Raw genomic sequence first — 24,505 nt, 5'->3', positions numbered from 1 at the left:
AATATCAACAACTCATTTTTTACTCAATTAAAGATAAGTCTGATAGTAAGCCTAAAAATCGTCACATCATCAATAGGCCGCTGATACTATCCTTAAGTTTACAAAAAGATAAGAAGCACTTCATTTAATTCCCATATCTGCAACTAATTCTTGTTTTTCAAAAGGGTTTCTAAATATCTCTCATAAGTCTTTGCTAAATGGTGACTTCCTACTAATCTCATCGTTTCAATGCATTTTTTCATCTCAGTCATAGCACTAGTGCTGTTTGTTTTTTTATACTGATACATACTTTGAACATACTGGAAGACCAGGCGTTCATAAACTTCTGTCTCCGTGAAAAAGCATTGCTTTAGCTGTTTTTCAAAGTACAAGGCATCCATAAATTTTTCCCTTTCAACACAGGTGATATAGCCGTTTAATAACATGGATGATATCAATCGTCTATTACTTGGAATTTCTTTGTAAAAGTCAGAACGTCTAGCCATTTCTCTAGCCAAAACCATGAAAACATCATGACTTAAAACATCTAGGGTATTTGAAAAAATCAATAATTCATAAGAGCCCCAATAGACAACCCCAAAAAGATAGTCTGTTAAATCCGTTAAGTCTTGTTGGGTATAATAAGGTTGACCTGATAAAGCTTGTAAGCGAATTTTTAATAAAATAGCATTAATATGGTGAAACGTCTCCCTCTTATCAGTTGATGCTAGTTGAGCATGAAGTAAGTGTTCCAAGCCGTCACTATCACGATTTGTTACAAAATGCCTCACTTTTGATAAGAGTTCATTTAAGTCGTCACGGCGAAAATCATGGACAGCATACATAAACTCATCAATGGGCATGTTAATTTCATCCAAGATCAGCATAAATTTCGAAATGGTTAAGTCTGTCTCCCCTTTTTCGAAACGCGACAGCTGAGAGGTTGATATACCAGCCCTTGCGACATCTTTTAATCGTAATCCCCTTGATTCTCTAAAGGTTTTAAAAATTTCTCCAAAATGATTCATCACAGACCTCCACCACGCATATACGGGAATAGCTTTTCCTTGACTCCATGATAGCACATGACAAAGAAAAACAACAGGCTTTCCAATACATTAAAAGCCTGTAAGCAAAAAACTCTCATTTAAAAAGTTTGGCATTTTTGTCACAACTAAAAAGAACAAAGGTTGGAAATCATGATGCGAAATCCAACCTTTGTTCTTTTCTTTTTAATAAGCATCAATGCTATAGGGGAATTAGAAGCCGCCCATCATTCCTGGATCCATACCAGCTGGCATAGCTGGTGCTGCAGGTTCTGGTTTATTTGCGACCACTGCTTCTGTTGTCAGGATAAGGCTAGCGACAGAAGTTGCATTTTGAAGGGCTGAACGAGTTACTTTAACAGGGTCAATGATACCCGTAGCAATCATATCTACCCACTCACCAGTCGCGGCATTAAAGCCTGTCCCTTCTGAGCTATTTCTCAATTTATCAATGACAACTGAGCCTTCGTAACCTGCATTGTAAGCAATTTGACGTACCGGCTCTTCAAGGGCACGCAGAACGATATTACGTCCTGTCGCATCGTCACCTTCAAGCTCTAAAGCTTCGACTTGCTTGATGACGTTAATGAAGGCTGTACCACCACCAGCAACAATACCTTCTTCAACGGCTGCACGAGTTGCGTTTAAGGCATCTTCAATACGTAATTTCATCTCTTTTAGTTCAGTTTCAGTTGCTGCACCGACCTTGATGACTGCAACACCACCAGCTAACTTAGCTAAACGCTCTTGTAATTTTTCGCGGTCAAAATCAGATGTTGTTGTCTCCAATTGTGACTTGATCAAGTTGACACGGTTGCTGATAGCTTCAGAGCTACCAGCTCCCTCAACGATAACTGTGCTATCTTTATCGACAGTGACTTTAGCTGCTTGACCAAGAGCAGGCATAGTTGCATCTTTAAGCTCAAGTCCCAAATCTTCAGTGATAACAGTACCACCTGTTAGGATAGCAATATCTTCAAGCATAGCTTTACGACGGTCACCAAATCCTGGCGCTTTGACAGCAACCACATTGAAGGTTCCACGAATCTTGTTCAAGACAAGGGTTGGAAGAGCTTCACCATCCACATCATCTGCAATAATGAGTAATGGACGGTTTGTTTTAAGAACTTCTTCAAGCAGTGGTAAAATGTCTTGGATGTTTGAAATCTTTTTATCCGTGATTAAGATAAATGGGTTTTCAAGATCAGCTACCATTTTTTCATTGTCAGTGACCATGTATTGAGACAGGTAACCACGGTCAAACTGCATGCCTTCAACCACTTCAAGCTCTGTTTCCATACCACGTGATTCTTCGATAGTGATAACACCATCGTTACCCACACGTTCCATAGCTTCTGAAATGTAATCACCGACTTTTTCAGAACGTGATGATACTGCTGCTACTTGAGCAATAGCTTCTTTACCAGAAACTGGCTGAGCAATGGCTTTCAATGCATCTACTGCAGTTGCTGTTGCTTTTTCAATCCCGCGACGAATACCAATTGGATTGGCACCAGCTGTAACGTTTTTAAGGCCTTCACGAACAATAGCTTGTGTCAAAACAGTAGCCGTTGTCGTACCATCTCCAGCAATGTCATTGGTTTTAGAAGCAACTTCAGACACCAATTTAGCGCCCATATTTTCAAAATGATCTTCTAATTCAATTTCTTTTGCAATGGTCACCCCATCATTGGTGATTAAAGGTGATCCAAAAGCTTTTTCAAGTACCACATTACGTCCTTTTGGTCCAAGGGTTACTTTAACCGTATCTGCCAACATGTCGACACCACGCACCATGGCAGCGCGTGCATCTGCTGAAAATTTAATTTCTTTTGCCATTTTCTTTCCTCTTCTCTTTACTAGTGTTAATTATCTTCGTCTTAACAAGACAAGTTACTTAAGCCAAAATTGCTAAAACATCAGCTTCACGGCAAATAATCAAGTCTTGATCACCATCTTTAATAGGTAAGCCAGCATCAGCTTCCACAAGAACCTTGTCGCCAACCGTTAGGTTTGAAGGAACAATCTCGCCAGTAATCGTACGAATACCTGTTTCACTAATAGCGACAACAGTAGCCACTTTAGTCATTTCCTTGTGACTAGCTGCCAAAACAAAACCGCCAACCGTTTGCTCTTTATCGGCTTCATATTTTAGGACCACTCGGTCTCCTAAAGGTTTTAACATGATAATTACCTCCAATTAATACATTTTCTTTTTTATTAGCACTCTTACACAAAAAGTGCTAACTTCCTTCTCTATTTTATCATTTGAAGGAAAATAATCAAGAAAAAACTACTAAAATACTATGAGCAAGAAAGGATTTAACAGCTTTAGTTTTAGTAAAAAATATTTTGCTTAACTCTAATTCTAAAATCATTTATAGTTTAAATTTTAATTATTTTATAAATAAATGTTTACTTTATTATTTTATTGCTGTATTATTAAATAGAGTTAGAAATAAAGTAGAATTTGATTAAACAAATAGCGCTATCACATTCGTCAATCAAAATGACATCTTATCTTATTCCTTACCTTTTTCTAAATCACCCATCACCTGTTTCATACAGAAAAGGAACTATTTATATCATGAAAAATAAATTTTTTGTCGCACTTGCAACAGCTGCTGCAGCCTTTATGATGGCAACTCAATCAACTTCTGTTAACGCTGATTCCCAACGTCCAGATATTAAGCATCTCTTAACAGAATCATCTATTTTTTCTAAATTGAGCAATTTGACTGAAGGTACTGAGTACCATGACTACTATGCTGAGCAAGCTGCTGAATACGGTCGTAAAATCATTGAAGCTTATAATAATGGCTATGATTTTTATGAAGAAGCAATCAATTTTAAAGATCCTGTTGTAACTAAGACAGATAAAGGCTATTTCTTAATTAATTATTAAGATTTAACCCACTAAAAGAATATGAAGTCATTTCCCATTTATGAGTTAACACTTGTTGAATGGGATTTTTGATTTTCTATTATTTAACAATAACTCAAACAAAATAGCCTAGCTCTTTTAGAGCTAGGCTATTTTTTATATCATTACTGGATATCGAATTTTAATTTGCCATGTGACATGCCAATTTTCAACTGGTGACCACTTGAGAGCTGACCAGATAAGATGAGCTCTGATAACTTGTCTTCCACTTCTGTTTGAAGAGTACGACGAAGTGGGCGGGCTCCCATTTCCACATCATAACCCACTTCTGATAAGTGATTAAGTGCAGATGGCTGGAATTTGACCTGAATCCCTTTCTCAGCTAAATGAGATACCAGTGGTTGTACCATGATTTTCACCACATTGCGCATATCTGATTGACTGAGACTGTGGAAGACAACCTTCTCATCAATCCTATTGATAAATTCGGGACGATAAGCTTTTTTCAATTCTTCCAAAATACGTTTTTCCATGGCTTGATGGTCATGACTAAAGGCTTTGGCTCCAAAACCAACAGTCTTATCATCACGAAGGGTTGTTGCTCCCAAGTTACTAGTCATGATGATAATGGTATTTGAAAAGTCGACTTTACGGCCACGGCTATCTGTCAACATACCATCATCAAGAACTTGCAACAGAACATTAAAGATATCAGGATGAGCTTTTTCCACCTCATCAAAAAGAAGGACTGAGTAGGGCTTATTTCTAACCTTCTCGGTTAATTCTCCTCCTTCATCGTAACCAACATAGCCTGGAGGGGCACCATTTAAGCGAGAAGCAGCAAATTTTTCCATGTACTCAGACATGTCAAAACGAATCAAGGCTGACTCGTCATCAAAGAGTACTTCTGCTAAAGCTTTGGCTAACTCTGTTTTACCAACACCTGTCGGTCCTAAGAACATGAAAGAACCAATTGGGCGTCTGCCAGTTCGGATACCTGACTGGTTACGACGGATGGCACGAGAAATAGCTGAAACTGCATCTTCTTGACCAATCACGCGCTTATGCAGTTCTTTTTCCAAGTTGAGGTATTTTTTGCTATCTGCTTGAGTCATCTTTTCAACTGGAATTCCTGATAACTTACTCAAAGTAGACATGATGTCCTCTTCAGTAACTGGAGTTGGTTTTTTCTTTTGGCCTTTTTTAGTTTTGGCTAATAAAGCTGATGCTTTCTTCATGTCACCATCAAGGAGGGCTTGATCAAGTGGCGTGATAAAGCTTGGACTTTCCTTTTTGACCAAACTTTGAACTGTGGCACTAGCTTCATCCAACAAATCAATGGCAGAATCGGGTAGATTTTTGCTAGTTAAATAGCGCTTAGCCATTTTGACAGCTGTCTGCAAAGCTTGATCTGAAATAGAGACATTATGATAGAGCTCATAAGAAGACCTTAAGCCCACTAAAATCTGATAGGCATCTTCTACACTAGGCTCTTCAATCAAGACTTTAGCAAAACGACGAGATAAGGCGGCATCTTTTTCGATGTGTTTTTGATATTCTTCTTGAGTTGTCGCCCCAACCATATGAAGCGTTCCTCGAGACAAGGCTGGTTTTAAGATGTTAGCAGCATCTAAGGTACTATCAATCCCACTGCCAGATCCCATAATGGTATGCAATTCATCCACAAAGAGAATAATATGACCATCAGCTTCGATATCATCAATAATCTGGTTCATGCGCTCTTCAAAGTCACCACGAAAACGCGTCCCTGCCACCACACTCATCATATCTAACTCTAGGACACGCATGTCTTGAAGTTCATAAGGAATAGCACCGTTAACGATACGCTGCGCTAGCCCGTAAGCTAGGGCGGTCTTTCCGACACCAGCATCTCCTACCAAAACAGGGTTGTTTTTGGTTTTTCGGCTAAGCACCTGAATCATACGCGACACTTCCTTGTCACGCCCAATGACAGGCTCCAAGAGCCCTTGACTAGCCATCTCCGTTAGGTCTCTGGTAAAATCAGACAAGTCTCCTGCCGTGCTTTGAGGCTTCATCATCTCAGAAAAAGTACCGTTTGATTTCGCTTTTTTGGGTTTTCGCAAGTCGTGGATGGCTTTAATGGTCTCTTTATTATAGCCAGCGTGTACTTCAATAGCTTTACGCAAATCCGCCATGCGAAGCTCATCTTTACCAGACTCTTTTAACTTATAGCCCGCCATTTCAAGCAAACGACTGGCCATAGTATCAGGCTTGAGTAAAATAGCGAACAAGACATGCTCTGAGCCAATCTCCTGGTCTCCAGTTACTTGGCTAATTGCTTGCGCTAACTGTAAGATTTCGGTTAAGGTTTTTGATTGTGACTTAAAGGACATATCTGTCACTTCTTTAGGACTTTTGCCCATCGCTAAGATGGCTGCTGCTTCGTATTCTTCTACTGCAATCTTCTGGTCAAACTCACTAAGCACCAAATTGGCTAAGGAGTGATCAACAGCAACCATGGCTAACAGAATATGCCAGCTTTCCAAGTAGTGACTGCCAAAACGCTCCGCATGAAATTGGGCTTGTTTGAAAATCTCTTGCATCTTTAAGGAATAAGTCTTCATTATTGGCTTCCCTTTCTATCAATTCGTTGGAGTAAACGATAGAGCATACGCGCTCTAATCTGTGGCCCTTGACTACCTAGAACATCATCAGATCCCATGACCAAAATGATATTGGCTTCTCTTTCGGTTAATAAGTCTTCATCAAAGAGTAACTGAATGGAATCTGTAAAGACCTGCTCACTCAGTTGCTCATCAATTAAGGCCATTAGATTACCGATAAGATGGTGCTTGTCAGAAAAGTTCACCTTGGCAATCCGAATATAGCCTCCGCCACCTCGCTTACTTTGAACCTCATACCCTCTTCTTTCTGTAAAGCGGGTTTTGATCACATAATTAATCTGACTTGGGACAACTTGAAAGGAATCTGCTAGCAGGGATCGCTTGATTTCGGCAATTCCTGACTGTGCCAAAAGCTCTTTGATATATTCTTCAATACTGTCTGATGTATTTTTTGTTGGCATGCTATCACTCCTTTACTTTTTCCTCGTCAATTCACTTACCAACAAGCTATTTTGACTAAAACTGACTATTATTATAACAAATAGATGAGAGCAAAAGCAACTCTAAATCATTGAAAGACAGGGAAAAAGACAGATACTTGATGGCATCTGTCTTTTTAAGCTACTTAAGTCATTACTTAGTCTGACGACGTCTGAATGCTGCTGCTAATCCTAGTAGGGAAAGGATACCTGCGCCGAGAGCCGCAAAACCGCTTGAAACGTCATTAGTTTTTGGTAATGATTGCTGACGACTTGGATAAGAATTAGTAGTTGTCAATGTACTTGTGTTCTTATCGCTTGTGTTACCTTTGCCATTTGATGTGTCTTTTGGACTTGTCCCAGGCATTTGAGGGGTCACCTCTTGATCAGAACACTTACAATCTTCACCACGTGGACCCTGTGGTCCAACTGGCCCTTGTTCGCCTTGATCTCCTTGGGGACCTTGCTCACCACGTTCACCCTGTAGACCTGGTTCACCTTGGTCGCCCTTATCTCCTTTTTCTCCTTGGGGACCTTGCTCACCACGTTCGCCCTGTAGACCTGGTTCACCTTGGTCGCCCTTATCTCCTTTTTCTCCTTGGGGACCTTGCTCACCACGTTCGCCCTGTAGACCTGGTTCACCTTGGTCGCCCTTATCTCCTTTTTCTCCTTGGGGACCTTGCTCACCACGTTCGCCATCTTCTTTGGAAACCAAGCGAGATCCTAGTAAATTTTGATATTGTTTCTGTTTATAATATTTATCATTAGCTATATAAATATCCAATGTATAATCGTCAGCAGAAACCAAAGTTCCTCCTGCTTTTTCCCCTTCTTCAATCAATAAATTAAAAGCAGTCTTTTCTTCTGAAGTTAATTTTTCTGAAGGTTGTAAGTAACTATCGGGATCAGTTTGACTATCACTAAAATACCAAATAGCTAGCTGAGTAACTTTCCTACTTTTCTTTTCATCAAGTTTATTTATATTTTTTACAGTAGGATAACCTGATTTTAGTACACCAACTAAAGAAGCAGTAATATTTTTTACAGACGTTCTAAATCTTGAAGCAGTACTCTTAAGCAATTCATCTGAGCCTTTTCTCTTATCATATGAAGGAAGTTTAAAATTAATATCTTCTTGGACTTCCTCAAATGATTTTCCTACCTCCCATTTTTCTGGCCATGCTTTATCCCTATTAAAGCAATATACAATATAATCATCTTTTAATTCACGATTAAGATTATTTTTCGGTGTCACATACAAAAAAACTGGTGAGTCACTCCTCGTCCCATCTTCCCATCCATAATATTCCTCCGCCCACACTCTTAGGGGGCTTGCGGCTATTGTGCTTGTCATGACGATGCAGGCTGCGGATGTGGCCAGTATTTTTTTGAAAGTTTTGTTCATTTTTCTCTCCTTTTAATAAAAGTCTCTCCATATTTTAATGGAGAATAAGGAAGCCTTTAACCCTTCGAGTCATATCGTGGTCACAACCCCTAAGCTCATTCCTTATATCATGGATGAATTAGGGCTGAATCCTGGAGTCAAAGTGATTGGTATGAACTTTGACTTTATCCAACAGCAGTCCGATCAGCTAAAAGAAACCCTTCTTGAGCTACGAAAAAAACAGCATCTGGCTAAAATCAAAGACATTTTAGACTACTAAAAGGTAAGTGGACAGCCACTTTTTTATATAGACTTCACGCAAAAAAGTAATTGCTATTACTAACAATTGCTTTTTTGTTAATTATCTTATTTAAATTAAGACAATTTAGTGATATTGACTGCTTGAGGGCCACGTTGACCTTCTTCTACATCAAATTCCACTTTTTGTCCTTCGTCCAAAGATTTAAATCCTGGAGTTTGAATAGCTGAAAAATGTGCGAAGACATCTTGACCGTTTTCAGTTGAAATAAAACCGAAACCTTTTTCAGCGTTAAACCATTTAACTGTACCTTGTGCCATATACATCCACTTCCTTTCTATAAAGCATTTTGTAAAAATAGAGAGAAATAAAGATGTTGAAACACAAATACTAACTCAAAAACTAATTTACTTGCTCAGTGTAACACGAAAGGAAAGCCCTGTCAATCAAAAACCTTAAAAAAGATTATTAATTTTTCATTTCGCAAGTTGTCAAGTCAAGTGCAACCAGTTCATAGATAACTAGAGTTCCAGATGTTAAGCTGTTCGGGATAGCTCAAACAGGAATTTTGAGGATTGATATTGAAGAAGTCGTCTTGGGCGCTCATTGATGGCAGTAATATAATTGTCAAGTTCTTCAGAGGTTAGTGGATTAAGTGAGACTCCTTTAGGGACATATTCTCTGAGGAGGCCATTGAAGTTCTCGTTTGTTCCTCTCTCATGTGAAGAATAGGGATGTGCAAAGTAAACTTCAACAGCTTCTAAGTTTGAGAGTAAACTAAACTCAGAACCATTATCCGCTGTGATGGATGCAATAGGATACTGACTGATGAGATGCGTGACAGCACGGTTAATGGTTTGGGACTGCTTGTCTTCTAGCTTAACTCCTAGTGCATAGCGTGTCTGGCGCTCTACCAAAGTCAACATAACAGCTTCACCTTTGGTTTTCTTGCCGAGAACCAAATCAATCTCCTAATGCCCAAATTCAGAACGATCATTAATATATTCTGGACGTTCTTCGATAGATTTACCTAAAGTCTTCTTATTCGTCTTCATGACTTTCTTAGAACGTTTTCTGATACTAACCATCTTAGGCAAATCGATTGGTTTAATAGCTAATACCCCCTCTTTGATATAACGATAAATCGTTTTGGTAGAGGGGACGACTTCTTCAGGATGGTTCACTTTGTAAGTCTGAACAAAACTATCCACACTATGGAGACGAATGTTAGCCGTCAAGGCAGATTCTAATTGTTCAATGAACCTAGCGGAGCAGTCATTCAACTTGAGATAAGAACTCTTTTGACGATTGGTTTCATAGACACGTTGCCCACTATCAGCGAAATAGGCGTTGAAGAAGGTTTGTTTTCCATTCTTATCCTTTACCTGTTCTACTGAACCACGTTTTATTTCTCGGCAGATTGTAGAACGGTGACGACCCAAGAGTCGAGCAATCTCAGCGGGTTTCTTTCCCATTTTAAGATAAGCAGCAATTTCACCCCGTTCTGTGGCTGAAAGATGAGAATAGGATGATTTTCTGGTAGAATTAATGTTGGACATGTTCATCTGCTTTCCATACTGAATTGGGGAATTCTAGTATATCAGACGAACATGTCTTTTTTGTTGCACTTCATTTTACAACGCGGGATTATTTTTTATTTTTTTAAAATGCTCTAGATTCTGACTTCTTTGTCAAGAGTAAGGGCTTAGGTGAACCAAAAAGACTGTTTTTTGATACAATTATCTTTAGATAGTAATAATAGAATTTCTCTTGATTAGCCTTTTTAGAACTAAGCAAAGAACTTCCGTTTCTTATCGTATAGAAAGAAGGTAGACAGTAGACAAATGACAGCTAATGCAATTGATACCCATGCCCATCTCTGGTCCGACGACTATCTCTCTTTATTAGAAGACTTAGGAGCAAAAGGGGTTGCTATCGCTAAGGGCTTAAAGGCCAGTGAGCAAGAAAAAGACATGCAAGGACGCCTTGCCATGATGGATAAGGCTCAGGTATCCTATCAAGTTCTCTCTGCTACCCCTCAAGTGCCCCAATTTGGAAATGCCGACCAAGCCTTAGGAGCAGCTAGGCTTATTAATAACCTATATCAAGAAGTCATTGACAAGTATCCCAGCCATTTTAAAGCTTATGGGGCGGTGCCATTGCCTCATGTGGAGGCAGCTATTCTTGAAGGTAAACGGATTATGCAAGAATTAGGGTTTTTAGGAATAGCGGTCAATACCGTCTTAGAAAATGGTCAATCTCTTGCGGACCCTGCCTTTGTTCCTTTCTTTGAAGCTATGGATGCTTTAGGGGCTATTATTTATGTCCACCCTACTGGCTGTGGCGCTTTTAGCCCAATGGTAACAGATTATGAGCAAGAATGGACGGTGGGAGCACCTATCGAAGACTTGTTAGCCACTGTCCAACTCTTAAAAGTTGATTATCCAAAGCGCTTCCCAAATCTCAAGTTTCATATGGCTCACTTAGGTGGCGGTGTTTCTTTCCAAATGCAACGCTTGCTAGATAATTACGAGGACTGGCATAGCTTCTCTCACAATCCTCTCACCACCCTAAAAAAGCATTTCTGGTTTGATACAGCCAATTTCCTAGAGGCTTCTCTTTTACATAGTCAGGCTATTCTAGGCCAAGATCGGCTCTTAGCAGGAAGTGATTTTCCTTACTTTCAAGATAACAAATACAGCCGTGCGTTCTCCTATATTCGACAAGCACCACTAGATGATAGGGATACATTGGCTATCTTAAAAGACAATGCTGAGCATCTCTACGCAGATCGTTGGTAAATACATCTAACACCTAGCAAGTTAACTTGTTGGGTGTTTTTTTTCAAACGCTTTTCTTGAAAAAGATAGCAAGCTATGTTATCTTATTTTTAGTTAATTACATAGCAAGCTATATATTAGGAGATAAGATGCGCGAAAAAAATACCGTTTATTTAATTAAAAGAGCCAATTTGTCTTTCGATAAGATTGCCAATAAGGTTTTAACCCCACATGGCATTACCCATAGCCAATTCAAATGTTTAAAATACCTTTACTTATTTGACAATGGTAGCCGTAACCAGCGAGACATTGAAAATTATTTCAATATGAGCAATCCCACTGTTACTCGAATTCTACAAAATTTAGAAAAAGAGGGCTGGCTTCAACGTCTAGCCAATGGCAAAGACAAACGCCAAAAACAACTCTACTTAACTAAAAAAGCACTGGATTATCAAGGTGTCTTTAAAGATATGGCGAGTCAACTGGAAGATCAACTGACTGAGCGTCTGACAGACGCTGAATTAGATAAGTTGCAAGAGCTCTTACGTAAAATGCTAGCCATCTCACTCAAAGATTAGAAAGGAATCTCATGTCTCTTATTCGTAAACTCAGTCATTTCAAAGGAAGCAATTTCCTTATCCCCATGTTTTTTACCTCTTTGGTTTACACTTTTTTCCCTAAGTTATTACAATTAAGGGTGCCTTTTAGTGGGCTTTTTAGTCAAGAGACTACTTTTTTCATCATTGCCGTTTTATTATTGGTTTCTGGTATTCAGACTGATTTGGCAACATACCCAAAAGTTATCAAAGCTATTGGTCCCGTTTTATTACTCAAAATCGCCATTAGTCTGGTCGTAAGCCTACTTTTCAAAGCTCTTTTTCCTGCCAGCGGGCTCTTAGGCATTTCAGCGGTGACTGTCACTGCTGTCCTCATGTCTCTCAATCCTGGTATGTATCTGGTACTTTTAGGCAAAGATATTAGCGAGATGGAAGAGAGTGCTTTTTCAGTCATCAATTTGTTGATGCTTCCTGCTATTCCTTTGGTCATTTTAAGTGTCGGCGAATCCCACATTCCTCTATTAGTCCCCTTATTAGCCAACATTCTCCCCTTTGTCCTTGGCATTGTGATTGGTTACCTCTACCCTTCTAGCCGAATTATGTTTCGTCCCCTTTCTATTTTGTTAATCCCATTCTTAGCCGTTACTTTTGGGGCACGTATCAATATGTTAATGGCCTTGAAGGCTAGCTTCTCAGGACTTTTGCTTGTTCTTTTCTACTATCTGATAGCGGTTCTTCCTTTGCTTGTCTTTGATCGTTATTGGAATGACAATGGCGGACGAATGGCACTTTCTATGAGCTCTATTGCTGCTTTTTCCATGTCCATCCCTCCATTTGTTAGTCAATACATGCCTCTATCTGAGAAAAGCATTAGTCAAAGCATCAGTCAGATTGCCTTTGCTGTCATCTTGTCTAGCTTTATTACCCCTTACCTTTACAAAAAATGGATCCCAAGTCGTACCGACAATCCACTAGATGAAAAAGTCTATCAACTCACTCTCGACCACCAAGGGCCTCAGTTCCTTTTAGAAGCTATGGCTGCTATCGATTGGAAAGCTGGTGCTTATCTGGTCAAACGTCTACAAGAAGGAGAGCTCGATCCTAAGGATCGTATTGTTGTCATTACTGATGATTCCGATCAACTAAAAGGTTTTGCGGCACTTTTAAGTGAGGATATTGTGGAAAATCCCGGTTTTGGTCCCTTTTTAGCCACTGTCTATGTAGCACCTGCTTTTAGAGGGAAAGGTTTAAGTCTAGAGCTGGTGGATCGTATCCTTGAAGTGGCTAAAGCAGACGGTTTTTCTGAGCTTTATACCTTGACGCAGCATGAGGGGCTTTATGAAAAGAGTGGTTTCCAATTTATAAGGCAGACCACCGACAAATTTGGTCGTTCCATGCGTTTATTGAAAAAAAGGTTACTCTAAAAGACTAGCCTAAGTGACAGCTAGTGTTTGTCATAAAGGTCAAGTTTTGCTACAATGAAGGTATTCTAATCCCTTTAAAAGAAAGAGGTTCTCTATGGTAACAATCACATTTGATAAATCACAGAATCGCTCTGTGGCACACGATATGACAACAGAAATCGGAGAATGTACCTTTGTCGCTAAAGGCAACGTTTGGACCATTAATCATACCTTTGTTGATAAAGCCTATGGTGGTCAAGGTATTGCACGCCAATTAGTGGATAAGATTGCTGATCATGCTCGCCTTGAAGGCATCAAACTAGCAGCCACTTGCCCTTATGTGGTTAACTTATTTGACAAAACAAGTGATTTTGACGATGTGCTTGCCGATTAGCCTTCCTAAGGTTAAATTAAGCATGACCAAATAAAACAAGCTTTGGTCACAAGCAGACTTTTTCAACTATCCTAGTGATCTGTGCATCACTGGGATAGTTTCATATCGGCTTTAAGAAAAGCCCTATTCAAGATAAACCAAGCAAGGAGACCATATGTCTGATCTTACTCTGGCTGAACGCTTAAATCATATGCGCCAAAAATACCTTGACGCAGCCACCTATAGGTAGTCCTTTAGGTGACATCACTTGTAGTGATTTAAGAAAAGCTAAAAAATTAAAAAAGAAATTACTGACCTTGGAAAAAGAGCGTTGCCAACTTTTGATTGAAAAAAAGATATTACTCTCATTGATCAAAAAATTGCTCAGCTGAAACATTCCTATAGTCACGAGCAAGCTGACGATAATCATTAAGGAGAATCCTCATGTCTTTTTCCATTTTACTGATTATCTTCCTTATGTCTCTGGTTGTATCCAATGTCATCAATCGCATTTTTCCCCAATTGCCGTTACCAGCTATTCAATTAGCTTTTGGACTCCTTTACGGGATTTGGAGCAAAGGCAATACGATTACGCTCAATCCCGAGTTATTCCTCACCTTTGTGATAGCTCCACTAAACTTTAGAGAAGGACAAGAAAGTGATGTCAACAGTTTTTTAAGGTTTCGAACCTTTATCACTTACCTGATTTTACCTACTGTTTTTATCACCACTATTTTGATGGGGCTTACTGCCTATCAGGTGCTTCCGATTGAATTGCCTATGGCGGTAGCTTTTGCTATGGGAGCGGCACTAGCTCCGACGGATGCTGTGGCTCTCTTGTCTATCGCCAACTGTTTTCAGTTTCCTAAGCGTATCAAAAATATTCTGACTTCAGAAGGGCTTTTAAATGATGCCAGTGGACTGGTAGCCTTCCAGTTTGCTCTGACTGCTCTAGCAACAGGTTATTTTTCCCTGGCTAAAGCCAGTCTTCATCTTTTGATGGCTATCCTAGGAGGTGTTCTGGTGGGTCTTGGTTTTGCCCTTTTGCACCGTATCTTACTTTCTGTACTTGAAAAATTTGATGCCGCAGATGTCACTGGTGTCCTATTGCTGGAATTAACCCTTCCTTTTGCTAGCTATTTTCTGGCTTATATTTTAGGTTTTTCTGCTATCATTGCTGTTGTTATTGCAGGTGTCATGCAGGCTAATCGTATTAAAAAAGTCACTCTCTTTGATGCCCAAGTGGATCGTGTTACCCATGTTATTTGGGAAACCATTAATGTGATGTTAAATGGTTTTGTCTTTCTTATCTTTGGTGTAGAGCTAGCTGAAATCCTAGGACCTGTTTTAAGTAGCCCTCAATACAGTAATGTCTACTTGTTTGGCATGGTACTCTTAATCACCGCTGTTTTGTTTTTGGTTCGCTTCTTACTCATTTCGCTTTTTTATGCCATCAGAGGGCATCGTAATCATAAGCCCTTTAAAAAATACCAAAAAGATATTCTATTGTTGACTTTTTCTGGTGTTAAAGGGAGTGTTTCTATTGCGACAATTCTTCTGTTACCACGTATGGATTCTTTCCAGTATCAATTTGTCCTCTTTACTGTCAGGGCCGTTACCTTGTTAAGCTTCCTAACGGGCTTAGTGGTCTTACCAAGATTAGTCTCTCCTTTAAGGGTTAATCCTGACCATTTTGCTAAAATCGGCATCTTAACCAGTGTCCTTCAGGAACTTGAAAAAGAAAGTCGAAAAGCTCCTAAGAACCAAGCTGCTCTTTATCAAGTCATGGATATTTACAACCATCGTATCGAGCGCCTCATCCTGGAACAGGAGCCCAACAATGTCAAAGAAGATTTAGCTGAATTACAATTACTCATCATTGCTATTGAAAGTGAAGGCCTTGAATATGCCTTCAAACATGGTCATGTCAGCCTCTTTGAATACCGCCTCTATCAATCCTACTTGAAATCCCTAGAAAGACAGGTCAATCGCAGCTTTGTCTCTAGTTTTACCTACAGCTTGACCATTTTGATGCGGGTTCTTCGTCGCCTGATGAGAGAGCTGCTGGCTTTGAACGGCATGGCTGCTTTTTGGAAAAGCTTCAAGCGACCCCATCATCTCTTACAACAAGAAGATCGTCAACACTTGACAGACCTATACCTTAGTAACACCGAATTAGTTTTAGATGCTTTAGAAGATTTGGAAGGGTATTACAATGCTGCCTTGGTCAATTTCTTACAGGGAAAAAGACTACAGGACGCTGAGTTGATTAAATCCGGTCTCTTTGTGGAACGTGTGATTACTCACCTCATTCCAGATAACAGTGGCGAACTACTCCACGGCTATTATTTAGAACGACGAGCCATTCATGAGGCTGAGCTAAGAGAAGATATTAGCGCTGCTCAGGCTCATGGACTGCGCCACCATGTTAACGAATTAGAGACCTATTCGCTTCGCCAGAATGCAAGTAACGTCTTTAATGATTACTTAAGCACTAACTCCTTTTAACACACTAGATTTGAACCATAACTTAAGGTTGAAGAAACAATTGTTTCTTCAACCTTTTTTAGACTTTTTCTAGTTCCAGGTGACATTAATTCACATCCCAAGCATCTTTTTTGTTTTTATTACTAATTAGCGATATTATAAAATCATAATCCTAGCGATGAGACCTTTCTCTTAGTTAACCGAGAAAGCTAATAGCTCACCAGCTCAAGCAGAAAGAGGAAAGCTTATGACAGATACCGCATTAATTGGCATTCACTATGTGACTGCAATGACAAATGATATTGAACGCAATTACCATTTTTTCACAGAAGCTTTAGGCATGCGCTTGGTTAAAAAAACAGTTAACCAAGATGATATCCACACTTACCATACCTTCTTTGCTGATGATAAGGGTTCAGCAGGTACGGACATGACCTTCTTTGATTTCCCTGACAATCCTAAAGGTATTCGTGGAACCAACTCTATTACACGTGTCGGTTTTCGTGTTCCAAGTGATGCCGCTTTAGAGTACTACCTTGAACGCTTTGAAACTTTCGGTGTCAAACATGATGGTATTATCGATCTTTTTGGACATAAAGCTCTACCATTTGAAGAAGAAGATGGTCAACGTTACCAATTGGTTTCAGATGAGCACAATCAAGGCGTTGAACCAGGAATTCCTTGGCATGAAGGTCCTGTCCCTACTGATATGGCTATCTATGGACTTGGTCCAGTGGAAATCACGGTTAGCTATTATGAAGACTTCAAAACTTATTTAACACAAGTCTACGGGATGCGTCTGTTAAGCTCAGGGGATGACTACAGTATCTTAGAAGTTGGCCTTGGTGGGCACGGAGGTCAAGTTATCCTACGTCAAGACACTACAAGCCGTCAAGAAATCCAAGGATACGGGGAAGTTCATCACGTGTCATTCCGCGTCAAAGATCAGGAAGCTATCCGTCACTGGGCAGAAAAATACCAAAACCTAGGCATCCCAAGTTCTGGTTTGGTTGATCGCTCCTATTTTGAAGCACTCTACTCTCGTGTCGGTCATATCTTGATTGAGCTATCTACGGATGGTCCTGGGTTTGCTACTGACGAACCTTATGAGACCCTTGGGGAAAGCTTATCATTACCACCATTTTTAGAACCAAAACGTCATTTTATTGAAGAGACTGTCCGTCCTTTCGATACCAAACGCCATTAAAGAGTAAGAGGGACTAGCTTATGGAAACCATTCAACACATTCATCACATTACGGCTATTATCGGAAATGTACAAGAAAATCTCAATTTTTATCAAAAGGTGTTACAACTGCGCTTGGTGAAACAAACCGTTAACTTTGATGACCCTAGCGTTTACCACCTTTACTTCGCTAATCAAAAAGCCGAAAAAGGAAGCTTAATCACTTTCTTTCCTTGGGAAGACCGTCAAGCCGGCCAAAAAGTGGGCGGTCAAGTTGGACGTATTGCCTTTCGTATTCCAAAAGGCTCACTTGACTTTTGGAAAAACCGTTTGACACAACATCAGGTTAGCATTGAAGAAGGCCATTGGTTTGACTCTCCTGCTCTTTATTTTGAAGACAAGCACCAACTGGAATTAGCATTGGTCGAAAGCGATGACAAAGCAGACGATACCGCTATCCTTGGTTTCCACGGCGTTATCCTTTTTTCTCAAGATTATCAAGGCAGTCGTGACTTTATGACGATCTATATGGGGCTAAAAGAGATTGATGACAATGCTGACTATATTCGCTTACGAACCCTTGGGGACCTGGCTCATGACATTTTATTGCCAAAGGTTAATTTTCTAAGGGGCAGTTGGGGACCTGGTACAGGTCACCATATCGCCTGGAATGTGACCGATCTAGATGCCTTGAAAGCCTATCAAGCAGATTTTCAAAAAGAGAATTTTCATGTCACTGTGGTGCATGACCGAAAATATTTCAAATCCATTTATTTAAAGGAAAGCGGCAAAGTCATCTTTGAATTTGCCACACAAGGTCCTGGAATGACTGTCGATGAACCACTAGAGAAACTAGGCCAAGCCTTACAATTGCCAAAACAGTTGGAGTCACTCCGTGACAGTATCACAGCAAATCTCTTACCACTCACACTAAACTAAAACCTTAAAAGGAGAAAACCCTATGCAATCCATTGATAAATCCCAGTTAAGTGCCATTGAAGAGTATAAGGTTTTGATTGGTACCGTTATTCCAAGGCCCATTGCTTTTGTCTCTACCCTCTCTGAAGATGGGCAGGTCAATCTGGCTCCTTTTAGTTTCTATAATATTGTTTCTTATAACCCTGCTATTCTTTCCATTAGCATTCAAAGGCGACAAGGGCAGATGAAAGATTCTGCTCGCCATATCTTAAGGACTGGTGAAGCAGTGATTCATTCAGTCTCTGCTACCAATTTAGAAGCTGTTAATCAAGCAGCCAAGGAATTGCCCCCAAGTGAAAGTGAGTTGCCTCTAACTGGTATGACCACAGTTGCTTCCACTAAGATTAAAACACCCGGTGTCTTAGAAGCTATGACACGATTTGAGACCAAACTCTATCAACACATTCCTATCACAAATGATAAGGAAGAGGTAATTGCTGATTTGATGCTACTTGAAGTCCTTCATTATCATATGGATGAAACGGTTTATCAAGAGACTTATGTCTTAGCCGATCAACTGCAGCCCATGAGTCGTCTAGCTGGGCAAGACTATGCAGCCCTTGGAGAGATGAGACGACTAGAAAGACCTTAGGTGACTTTAGATGAAAGCTATTTTTAAAGCTGGTCAAGCTGACCAACCAATCTTTGTCCTATTACATGGTACAGGAGGCGACGAGCACAGTCTCTTGGCTATAGCAGACTTTTTAAACCCTGATGCTAATGTCTTGAGCTTAAGAGGTGATGTCGACGAAAATGGCCTGTTACGCTTCTTCAAAAGACATGGGGAAGGCCACTTTGACCTCGACGATTTGGAAAAAAGAGGCCAAGCCTTATTAGCATTTCTAAAAGAGGCTAGTACTGAACACCATCTTGATCTCAACCGAACCGTCCTAGTCGGTTTTTCAAACGGCGCTAACATGGCTATTAACCTCCTTTTAGCTGATGGATCACCGTTAACAAAAGGCATGCTCTTTGCACCTATGTATCCTGTGCCAATCGATCATTTACGCGAAAGTAAAGCAGATACCAGTGTCTTTTTATCTATGGGTAAAAGAGACCCCATCGCGACACTAGAAGATAGCCAAACAGTTATCGAACTCTTCCAAAAGCGCCTCGCTCAGGTTCAGACCTTTTGGGTTGGCAGTCATGAGATTACTCGAGAAAGCTTGGAAGCTGCCAAAGATTGGCTTAAAAAGCAAGACTTCTACGAGGATTTACCCTTAACTATCCAAACAAGAACTGATAACTAAAAAAGCAAGCCCACATAAATGGACTTGCTTTTTTGTATGTTCTGAAGGCGCGGTAGACGGATTTGAAAAGCCCTAATAACAAAGGTTTTGATGACGTTTGACCGATTTTTGACCGATTAGCGCCACAATTCCATCAGCACTGCTTCTACTATTTCTTCAGTCAAAATTTCCCACGGTCTCACAGGCTCACCTGGTAAGACATAATCAAAAATATGGCCATCCTTGCGTACAATCATCACTGTATCGCCTGTGATATACCCACGGTCAATAGCTTGCTTAAACTCGTCGTAAGTTAACATAAACACCTCCTACACTTATATCCGTAAAAAGTCGCTTAAAACAGACATTTTTTAAAATTGCTACTATAACGGACATTACCATGTGCGAATAAATGCTTTTAAATCAAGGTTTTTGGCGATGTCGTGTGCAGATAAATACAAAAAACGCCCTACGTAAAAAACGTAAGGCGACTAAATGAAAAAGATATTTAAACTAGTGTGGTTCAAATATTAACATTATTTTACACTATCTATCGTGTAAAAGTCAATAAAAACTCCTACTGAATCAGCAGGAGGTAAACAATTTAGAGAATTTGTTCAGAGGATTAGGTCTTAAACAAACCTAATATTATTTTACAATATTTTTATAAAAAAGCAAGAGCCACTAGTGTCAGGCGATTCTTGCTAGATAATATGCACCTATACTGTAATATGCCTACTTACTTCAAAACTAAATCGTTGTTTTATTAAATCATTTATTTGTTTTGTTGAATTTACAATTTTAAGTTGACTTTTAATATGATTAAAATCATAGTAAGACAATAAATTGATAAAAGCAGAATTTACAAAAGACGAACTCACTTCGCTAATTCCCGCGAACGAAACGGTCACGACTGTGTCTGTATCAAAGTAAGATTTCAATATTTCAATAAAAAAACAGCCCCCGCAAAAGCGAGGGCATTCGTCTTATTTTAAGGAGCTTTACCTTCTTTTTTGCTACCGACATATATGTCGGTTACACTAATTTAATTTTCCCCAGAGACTGATAATGTTACCGTCTTTGTCAGTTATCCCAATAGCCATGTAATTTCGCATACCTGAGCTACCAACATAGCTAATCCAGTAGTAGCCATTCGCATAACCCTCGCTATCAAAGTTAACGATGTCACCTTGTTTATAACTGCCTACAACTTCGCTGGCTAAGCTTGGCCAACGTCTGATGTTAATCTCTGCAACATCAAGCGTAAAGGTACCTGCTTTTGGTGTCTCTACAATTGTGTCAGAGTTTTGTGGCTCGGTGCTGACTGTTTGTGTAACTGCATCTCCTTGATATGGTGGGTAAAACCATCCTGCCACATTGGTAAAGTCACGGACGTTAAATCTTGCTGGACCACCAACATATAAAGCGTCGGCATTACTGTCAATATTTTGCTCGATAGTCTGCATAGTGTAGCCATCTGAGTCAACATAGACAAGACCAGTATGACCATAATTTACACCGTCAAACCAAGCATTCATGACAAAAAATGCTCCTGCTCGTGGATTTGCGTCTGTAGGCAGGTAGTGGACTTCCCATCCTAAGGCTGCTGCACTAGCTAGTAAGTCAGCTGCATTGCCCCAAAGGTCTACACCAAACCAATGCTTAGCGGCATAGCAAGGGACGTCTGCACACTGCGTGCCATAAGCACCATCTTTATCAACGCCCATGCCAGCGTTGGCTAGGTTGATATAAAATTCAATGACTTCTCGACACTGAGAACTAATCATCTGTTTCTCCTTTCTGCCGATAACTTCGGCATCCCAAGACTGCAAGTCATTTTCCTCGATAATTTGGATAAGTAGCTCCGCATAACCACTGGCTGTGGCATATCCTGCGTCCTTAATCGCATGACAAGCCTTTTTGTAGTCAGTCTCCCCAATAACAGACTGGTAGCGTGGATTATCTACTAAAAACTGGCCATGGTCAGCGATAGACTCATCCCAACTATCATAGGCCCTAAATCGGTCTACAATATCAGTCACAACTCCTGGTTGATACTCCTCTTGAGTCTTGCTATCAAATGACTTACCAGTCCAAGAGCTATCTGCCTTGATACCAAATAGAGCGTTATGTGGGGCATACTTACCCCACCCACTCTCTAAGATAGCTTGAGCAGCTGTCAAAGATGGCAAAATCTTATGATTGTGCCACTCTGCGATAACTGCGCTTTTTATATTATCTAAAAATGCCATCTATCATCCTCTCCTATAAAGGGAGCCAAAATCAAAGCAATCACGGCCAGTGGAAAATATAGCACCATGATAGCTATGATTACGGCTAGTTGTGTGATTGCTTGTCTCATGCTACTCCTCTTCTTTTTGCTTTAGGTCAACTTGTGGTGCCTCGACTTTAACACCTGTCTTATCAATTTTAATCGTGGCAATGTCAAATTGATCAGTGTCACGTTTGAGTTTTTCAAAAAAGGATCTGACAAAACTTGGCATCGGCAAGCCCAACTGACCCCAATTTTCCACAATTGAGATGCCATAACATGCGATAAAGAAGAGGACAAAGGCAACTGCCAAAGGCTTAGCCCCAAGCAAAATGAGGTAAGGATAGACAGTGTAGACTAGCAAAACTACTAAAAAATGCTTGATAATGCCAGATAGCCCTTTTGTGCTATTGGCTCTCTTATTAGTAATACCTTTTGTCAATCCTGTGATGATGTCAAAGCAAACAAAAAGCGTAAAAACGTGGATCTCTACTGTGCGCACAAGATCGCTAAAAAGATGGATAAGACTTGTTAAATTAATAATCATCTAACCACCTCTAATCTTCTTTAACGAGGTCCGCATATTTGATAATGGTCACTTTTTCCTCTGATTCGAGCTCCTCTAAGGTCTGCGCCTCGTAGGTAAACGGCTCGTTAACGTGGACAAAGACTAGATTACCTTCGCCTGCTTGGTCTTCGTGCTTGTCGTCCACTACAGTAAAGACATCATAGGCTTGGTACTCTCCTTTTTTGACAGGCTCGATAAGCTCTAACATGCCTTTGTAGATGTCAGGCTCTACTCGGCCCCCGCTAGTCAAAACATGGATAGTTTGCAAGTTAATCATCTTCTGCGTGCGCTCTGCGGACACCTTAGCTAGTCCAGCAGCTGCTTGAGCTGTTTTAGCAGTCTTGGCAGCTTCTTGGGATACTTTTTCCAAGTCGTCCACTTTTTGGACAGCTTCGCCCATGGCGATTTCGACATACTCTGATTTTTCAAACTCTTCCAAGGCAGCTTTGATAATCTCTGTATCGTTAGTTGATGTTAAATCTTGCTTAATCAGTTGCGGGATAACGGCGCCGTCTTCTGCAGCGATAATGACGTGTGTGCTTGCGACTGCTCCTGCGCCGTTATATTGTGGGTATTTTCCTGTGACTTTCCAATTTCTCATCTTTATTCTCCTTTGCTTTCTTCAAATTGTTCCAAAATGTTATCGACAATCAAAATTTCCTGAGCCGTAAATTCATCTTCAGATTCAGCCAAGTATTCCAAAAAGTCAATAAATCGCTTAGAATACTCGTGGCCTTTGATAGTAATGTCCTCATCACCAAGTTCAGACAATAAGTCATTGAGCTCATCAATCTTAGTCGAATCTGCTAGATTGATGTTTTTGTGCTCATCGATGACAAACTTAGCCATCTTTATCCTTGGCCGCATACAGATCAATAAGGTCAGCCTCATCCTTGGCGTACTCTTTGATTTTATCAACGACTTTGGCCAGTAACTTAGCACGGCCACGATTGGCACACATATTAGTGACCTTGATTTTATCAAGTACGGCATACATTGTGTTTAAATCTTTATTTTTTAATGTTAAATCCATTAGTATCTCCTATTTCCAACTGCCGTAAAAACTACGACTATAGTTACCGTTATTGTTTAGATTGTTAAAATTATCAAAAATTTTATTAAATATATCAGCTAAATTGACATCCGTACCAGCAAAATCACTAAATTTAATAATTAGCGACCCACCTTGATCAAAACCGTGTGACATAATAATCCTATCTCCGTAAAGCTCAAGTTGGTCATTGCTGTCATTTGATCTAAATACTCGCATACCAGCAAAACGTACCGTGTCCTGTGATTTTATGCCCTCATAATTTGACGTCACTCCAAGACCGATAAAGGCTCCTCCGTGTACATCGTCATTAAAGTGTAAAAATGCGGTACTCTCACCTCTTTTACGCACAATCGCATTGTATTTTGTATTAAAAGTTATCGTGGCATTGCTGTTAAAGTCAATCTTTGCTGCGTTTAGGTCTATAAGCATTGCACTATTACGAGCCTTAATAACCTTACCCTCAAGCATGTCAACAATCGCATAGCCAATCTTTGCCTTGATAAAGTTAGCGTCTAAACCAACGATACTGCTAACGTTTAGATTAGTAATACGAGCCTTAGAGGCATCTAAAGTACCTGCGATAATCTGGTCAGCTCGTATCTTGATAGCTTCGGCAATCTTTGTGGTAAAGGTGCCATTAACAGTGGTATTGCCATCAAGAGCGATGTTTTTACCTGTAATGACTGCGCCATAAGCGTTGAGGTTAATCGCTGAGATTATCTCACTACCAGACATTTTACTTTGCGGGATTTTGTCTTTAATCGCAAACATGATACTGTCACCAGATAGTTGCAGCATAGATTGGATTTTTTCCAGGGATACGCTGGCATTAATTAAGCTTTTAAGCTGTGTAAAGTTAGAGGAGATAGTCTCATCGTGACTAGATATCCTGCGCTCATAGCCTGCCACTGTTTCTGCCAGACTATTGTAATTGCCTTCAGCGTCACGTAATCGTCTGGCATTGCTCTCAACCGTTGATTGG

Annotated in this window: 25 protein-coding genes and 2 pseudogenes; 11 read left to right on the top strand and 16 right to left on the bottom strand. The window is 40.0% G+C overall.

Features of this window, described 5'->3' with window-relative positions:
- Positions 1–143 precede the first annotated feature (143 nt).
- The 3 genes from STRIC_RS00140 to groES form a co-directional block, all read right to left on the bottom strand.
- Positions 144–1,007 carry a helix-turn-helix domain-containing protein gene (locus STRIC_RS00140; protein WP_008087274.1) on the bottom strand — a complete coding sequence of 288 codons (864 nt, stop codon included), beginning with the start codon at positions 1,005–1,007 and terminating at the stop codon, positions 144–146.
- Between the two features lie 231 nt (positions 1,008–1,238).
- Positions 1,239–2,864 carry a chaperonin GroEL gene (gene groL / locus STRIC_RS00135; protein WP_008086945.1) on the bottom strand — a complete coding sequence of 542 codons (1,626 nt, stop codon included), beginning with the start codon at positions 2,862–2,864 and terminating at the stop codon, positions 1,239–1,241.
- A 58-nt stretch (positions 2,865–2,922) separates the two neighbouring features.
- Positions 2,923–3,210, bottom strand: coding sequence for a co-chaperone GroES (groES, locus tag STRIC_RS00130; RefSeq protein WP_008086939.1), 288 nt, complete (start codon positions 3,208–3,210; stop codon positions 2,923–2,925).
- 285 nt (positions 3,211–3,495) lie between these two features.
- Here groES and STRIC_RS00125 point away from each other — a divergent pair, with 285 nt between their 5' ends.
- Positions 3,496–3,930: a hypothetical protein gene (locus STRIC_RS00125; protein WP_162097577.1), complete on the top strand. Its 435-nt coding sequence runs from the start codon at positions 3,496–3,498 to the stop codon at positions 3,928–3,930.
- Positions 3,931–4,073: 143 nt separating this feature from the next.
- On the opposite strand, the gene STRIC_RS00120 is transcribed toward STRIC_RS00125, so the two are convergent.
- The 3 genes from STRIC_RS00120 to STRIC_RS11495 form a co-directional block, all read right to left on the bottom strand.
- On the bottom strand, positions 4,074–6,515 hold the full coding sequence (locus STRIC_RS00120) for an ATP-dependent Clp protease ATP-binding subunit (protein WP_008087171.1): 2,442 nt from the start codon (positions 6,513–6,515) through the stop codon (positions 4,074–4,076).
- A complete protein-coding gene (locus STRIC_RS00115; protein WP_008087258.1) occupies positions 6,515–6,976 on the bottom strand; it encodes a CtsR family transcriptional regulator in 462 nt (153 codons plus the stop codon). The genes STRIC_RS00120 and STRIC_RS00115 overlap by 1 nt, the downstream gene beginning before the upstream one ends.
- 172 nt (positions 6,977–7,148) lie before the next feature.
- Positions 7,149–8,399, bottom strand: a complete 1,251-nt coding sequence (locus STRIC_RS11495) for a thioester-forming surface-anchored protein (protein WP_008086930.1) — start codon at positions 8,397–8,399, stop codon at positions 7,149–7,151.
- Positions 8,400–8,436: 37 nt separating this feature from the next.
- On the opposite strand from STRIC_RS11495, the gene STRIC_RS00100 reads away from it, so the two are divergent.
- The gene (locus STRIC_RS00100; RefSeq protein WP_156033559.1) at positions 8,437–8,658 is read left to right on the top strand and encodes a hypothetical protein; all 222 of its coding nucleotides are present in this window, start codon (positions 8,437–8,439) and stop codon (positions 8,656–8,658) included.
- Positions 8,659–8,753: 95 nt separating this feature from the next.
- Here the strand turns inward: STRIC_RS00100 and STRIC_RS00095 are convergent, their stop codons facing one another.
- Positions 8,754–8,957: a cold-shock protein gene (locus STRIC_RS00095; RefSeq protein ID WP_008087254.1), complete on the bottom strand. Its 204-nt coding sequence runs from the start codon at positions 8,955–8,957 to the stop codon at positions 8,754–8,756.
- A gap of 216 nt (positions 8,958–9,173) precedes the next feature.
- Positions 9,174–10,196 (bottom strand): annotated as a pseudogene (locus STRIC_RS00090) (IS30 family transposase).
- Between the two features lie 285 nt (positions 10,197–10,481).
- Between STRIC_RS00090 and STRIC_RS00085 the strand changes: the two are divergent.
- The 9 genes from STRIC_RS00085 (at position 10,482) to STRIC_RS00045 (ending at position 19,650) form a co-directional block, all read left to right on the top strand.
- The gene (locus STRIC_RS00085) at positions 10,482–11,438 is read left to right on the top strand and encodes an amidohydrolase family protein (protein ID WP_008086959.1); all 957 of its coding nucleotides are present in this window, start codon (positions 10,482–10,484) and stop codon (positions 11,436–11,438) included.
- 128 nt (positions 11,439–11,566) lie between these two features.
- Positions 11,567–11,995, top strand: a complete 429-nt coding sequence (locus tag STRIC_RS00080) for a MarR family winged helix-turn-helix transcriptional regulator (RefSeq protein ID WP_008087303.1) — start codon at positions 11,567–11,569, stop codon at positions 11,993–11,995.
- A gap of 11 nt (positions 11,996–12,006) precedes the next feature.
- Positions 12,007–13,398 carry a GNAT family N-acetyltransferase gene (locus STRIC_RS00075; protein WP_008087377.1) on the top strand — a complete coding sequence of 464 codons (1,392 nt, stop codon included), beginning with the start codon at positions 12,007–12,009 and terminating at the stop codon, positions 13,396–13,398.
- 94 nt (positions 13,399–13,492) lie between these two features.
- Positions 13,493–13,771 (top strand): GNAT family N-acetyltransferase, encoded by a 279-nt coding sequence (locus STRIC_RS00070; protein WP_008087006.1) that lies wholly within the window; start codon positions 13,493–13,495, stop codon positions 13,769–13,771.
- Positions 13,772–14,194: 423 nt separating this feature from the next.
- Positions 14,195–16,258, top strand: a complete 2,064-nt coding sequence (locus STRIC_RS00065) for a cation:proton antiporter (protein ID WP_008087184.1) — start codon at positions 14,195–14,197, stop codon at positions 16,256–16,258.
- Positions 16,259–16,484: 226 nt separating this feature from the next.
- Entirely contained in the window at positions 16,485–17,444 is a 960-nt protein-coding gene (locus tag STRIC_RS00060) for a ring-cleaving dioxygenase (protein ID WP_008087397.1), read from the top strand.
- A gap of 20 nt (positions 17,445–17,464) precedes the next feature.
- Positions 17,465–18,361 (top strand): VOC family protein, encoded by an 897-nt coding sequence (locus STRIC_RS00055; RefSeq protein WP_008087173.1) that lies wholly within the window; start codon positions 17,465–17,467, stop codon positions 18,359–18,361.
- 22 nt (positions 18,362–18,383) lie between these two features.
- Positions 18,384–18,992 (top strand): flavin reductase family protein, encoded by a 609-nt coding sequence (locus tag STRIC_RS00050; protein ID WP_008087135.1) that lies wholly within the window; start codon positions 18,384–18,386, stop codon positions 18,990–18,992.
- A gap of 10 nt (positions 18,993–19,002) precedes the next feature.
- Positions 19,003–19,650: an alpha/beta hydrolase gene (locus STRIC_RS00045; protein ID WP_008086968.1), complete on the top strand. Its 648-nt coding sequence runs from the start codon at positions 19,003–19,005 to the stop codon at positions 19,648–19,650.
- Between the two features lie 116 nt (positions 19,651–19,766).
- On the opposite strand, the gene STRIC_RS00040 is transcribed toward STRIC_RS00045, so the two are convergent.
- The 8 genes and pseudogenes from STRIC_RS00040 to STRIC_RS00010 all read right to left on the bottom strand — a co-directional run.
- Positions 19,767–19,949, bottom strand: coding sequence for a competence regulator inhibitor paratox (locus tag STRIC_RS00040; protein WP_008087281.1), 183 nt, complete (start codon positions 19,947–19,949; stop codon positions 19,767–19,769).
- A 399-nt stretch (positions 19,950–20,348) separates the two neighbouring features.
- Positions 20,349–20,573, bottom strand: coding sequence for an STAS-like domain-containing protein (locus STRIC_RS11655; RefSeq protein WP_268741213.1), 225 nt, complete (start codon positions 20,571–20,573; stop codon positions 20,349–20,351).
- A 96-nt stretch (positions 20,574–20,669) separates the two neighbouring features.
- Positions 20,670–21,881, bottom strand: a complete 1,212-nt coding sequence (locus tag STRIC_RS00035; protein ID WP_008086952.1) for a glucosaminidase domain-containing protein — start codon at positions 21,879–21,881, stop codon at positions 20,670–20,672.
- Complete coding sequence (locus tag STRIC_RS12830) at positions 21,869–21,991, bottom strand: hypothetical protein (protein WP_040831703.1); 123 nt, start codon at positions 21,989–21,991, stop codon at positions 21,869–21,871. Before STRIC_RS12830 ends, STRIC_RS00035 begins: the two co-directional genes overlap by 13 nt.
- 1 nt (position 21,992) lies before the next feature.
- Positions 21,993–22,448 (bottom strand): phage holin family protein, encoded by a 456-nt coding sequence (locus STRIC_RS00025; protein WP_008087054.1) that lies wholly within the window; start codon positions 22,446–22,448, stop codon positions 21,993–21,995.
- A gap of 10 nt (positions 22,449–22,458) precedes the next feature.
- A complete protein-coding gene (locus STRIC_RS00020; protein ID WP_008087396.1) occupies positions 22,459–23,070 on the bottom strand; it encodes a DUF1366 domain-containing protein in 612 nt (203 codons plus the stop codon).
- A gap of 2 nt (positions 23,071–23,072) precedes the next feature.
- Positions 23,073–23,502 (bottom strand): annotated as a pseudogene (locus STRIC_RS00015) (DUF1617 family protein).
- A gap of 9 nt (positions 23,503–23,511) precedes the next feature.
- Positions 23,512–24,505 (bottom strand): gp58-like family protein (locus STRIC_RS00010; protein ID WP_008087155.1); only part of this gene is annotated, 994 nt, incomplete at its 5' end.

This window comes from Streptococcus ictaluri 707-05, from assembly GCF_000188015.2.
GTDB classification, from domain to species: domain Bacteria; phylum Bacillota; class Bacilli; order Lactobacillales; family Streptococcaceae; genus Streptococcus; species Streptococcus ictaluri.
The sequence above is the reverse complement of the archived record's forward strand: the minus strand, read 5'-3'. Positions and strand labels throughout refer to the sequence as shown.

What these genes read in the sequence shown, in the direction of transcription:
- STRIC_RS00100 (WP_156033559.1), top strand. Translation starts at nt 8,437, where the DNA reads ATGGAGAATAAGGAAGCCTTTAACCCTTCGAGTCATATCGTGGTCACA.
- STRIC_RS00075 (WP_008087377.1), top strand. Translation starts at nt 12,007, where the DNA reads ATGTCTCTTATTCGTAAACTCAGTCATTTCAAAGGAAGCAATTTCCTT.
- groES (WP_008086939.1), bottom strand. Translation starts at nt 3,210, where the DNA reads ATGTTAAAACCTTTAGGAGACCGAGTGGTCCTAAAATATGAAGCCGAT.
- STRIC_RS00025 (WP_008087054.1), bottom strand. Translation starts at nt 22,448, where the DNA reads ATGATTATTAATTTAACAAGTCTTATCCATCTTTTTAGCGATCTTGTG.
- STRIC_RS00060 (WP_008087397.1), top strand. Translation starts at nt 16,485, where the DNA reads ATGACAGATACCGCATTAATTGGCATTCACTATGTGACTGCAATGACA.
- STRIC_RS00070 (WP_008087006.1), top strand. Translation starts at nt 13,493, where the DNA reads ATGGTAACAATCACATTTGATAAATCACAGAATCGCTCTGTGGCACAC.
- STRIC_RS00035 (WP_008086952.1), bottom strand. Translation starts at nt 21,881, where the DNA reads ATGGCATTTTTAGATAATATAAAAAGCGCAGTTATCGCAGAGTGGCAC.
- STRIC_RS00085 (WP_008086959.1), top strand. Translation starts at nt 10,482, where the DNA reads ATGACAGCTAATGCAATTGATACCCATGCCCATCTCTGGTCCGACGAC.
- STRIC_RS00065 (WP_008087184.1), top strand. Translation starts at nt 14,195, where the DNA reads ATGTCTTTTTCCATTTTACTGATTATCTTCCTTATGTCTCTGGTTGTA.
- STRIC_RS00095 (WP_008087254.1), bottom strand. Translation starts at nt 8,957, where the DNA reads ATGGCACAAGGTACAGTTAAATGGTTTAACGCTGAAAAAGGTTTCGGT.
- STRIC_RS00115 (WP_008087258.1), bottom strand. Translation starts at nt 6,976, where the DNA reads ATGCCAACAAAAAATACATCAGACAGTATTGAAGAATATATCAAAGAG.
- STRIC_RS00050 (WP_008087135.1), top strand. Translation starts at nt 18,384, where the DNA reads ATGCAATCCATTGATAAATCCCAGTTAAGTGCCATTGAAGAGTATAAG.
- STRIC_RS00045 (WP_008086968.1), top strand. Translation starts at nt 19,003, where the DNA reads ATGAAAGCTATTTTTAAAGCTGGTCAAGCTGACCAACCAATCTTTGTC.
- STRIC_RS00140 (WP_008087274.1), bottom strand. Translation starts at nt 1,007, where the DNA reads ATGAATCATTTTGGAGAAATTTTTAAAACCTTTAGAGAATCAAGGGGA.
- groL (WP_008086945.1), bottom strand. Translation starts at nt 2,864, where the DNA reads ATGGCAAAAGAAATTAAATTTTCAGCAGATGCACGCGCTGCCATGGTG.
- STRIC_RS00055 (WP_008087173.1), top strand. Translation starts at nt 17,465, where the DNA reads ATGGAAACCATTCAACACATTCATCACATTACGGCTATTATCGGAAAT.
- STRIC_RS00080 (WP_008087303.1), top strand. Translation starts at nt 11,567, where the DNA reads ATGCGCGAAAAAAATACCGTTTATTTAATTAAAAGAGCCAATTTGTCT.
- STRIC_RS00040 (WP_008087281.1), bottom strand. Translation starts at nt 19,949, where the DNA reads ATGTTAACTTACGACGAGTTTAAGCAAGCTATTGACCGTGGGTATATC.
- STRIC_RS00120 (WP_008087171.1), bottom strand. Translation starts at nt 6,515, where the DNA reads ATGAAGACTTATTCCTTAAAGATGCAAGAGATTTTCAAACAAGCCCAA.
- STRIC_RS11495 (WP_008086930.1), bottom strand. Translation starts at nt 8,399, where the DNA reads ATGAACAAAACTTTCAAAAAAATACTGGCCACATCCGCAGCCTGCATC.
- STRIC_RS00020 (WP_008087396.1), bottom strand. Translation starts at nt 23,070, where the DNA reads ATGAGAAATTGGAAAGTCACAGGAAAATACCCACAATATAACGGCGCA.
- STRIC_RS12830 (WP_040831703.1), bottom strand. Translation starts at nt 21,991, where the DNA reads ATGAGACAAGCAATCACACAACTAGCCGTAATCATAGCTATCATGGTG.